The 414-nt window shown below is 34.5% G+C and carries 1 protein-coding gene; it reads right to left on the bottom strand.

The features are described 5' to 3' along the window. Window positions 1-172: 172 nt before the first annotated feature. Window positions 173-394, bottom strand: coding sequence for a universal stress protein (locus ASJ81_RS23855; protein ID WP_245860211.1), 222 nt, complete (start codon window positions 392-394; stop codon window positions 173-175). Between the last annotated feature and the right edge of the window lie 20 nt (window positions 395-414).

The raw sequence follows: 414 nt of genomic DNA, 5'->3' as shown, positions 1-414 counted from the left end.
ATATGTGATTTTACTTCTTGATTAAAGTCTTTTAAGATCGAATGTTAATTTTGATTGGCAATTGAATTCTTCTTACGATGTGTCTTTAATATCAAAGTCAAATATTATGAAGAAGTCTAAGCTAATTCTTTCTGAATCACATACGTTGGTAATTGTTTACTTAAACCGTGAACTAATTTTGAATTGTTTTTAGCTCGGTGTGTGAAACGAAACCCACAGCCATCGAAGAAAAATACTCTGTGGATATCACATATATTGCATATACCGTCCCTCCACTCAGCCTGGCAAGTTCTATTCCTTTATTGGCAGCAAGCCTTGAGCAGACCGAACCATCAGTTGCAATCATTATTTTGTTAAAAGTAACGTTCTCTATGTTGACTCCCCACTTATTCATTCACCTGCAAGAAATATAAC

Source organism: Methanosarcina spelaei, from assembly GCF_002287235.1.
GTDB classification, from domain to species: domain Archaea; phylum Halobacteriota; class Methanosarcinia; order Methanosarcinales; family Methanosarcinaceae; genus Methanosarcina; species Methanosarcina spelaei.
This window is presented reverse-complemented; position numbering and strand designations above follow the sequence as displayed.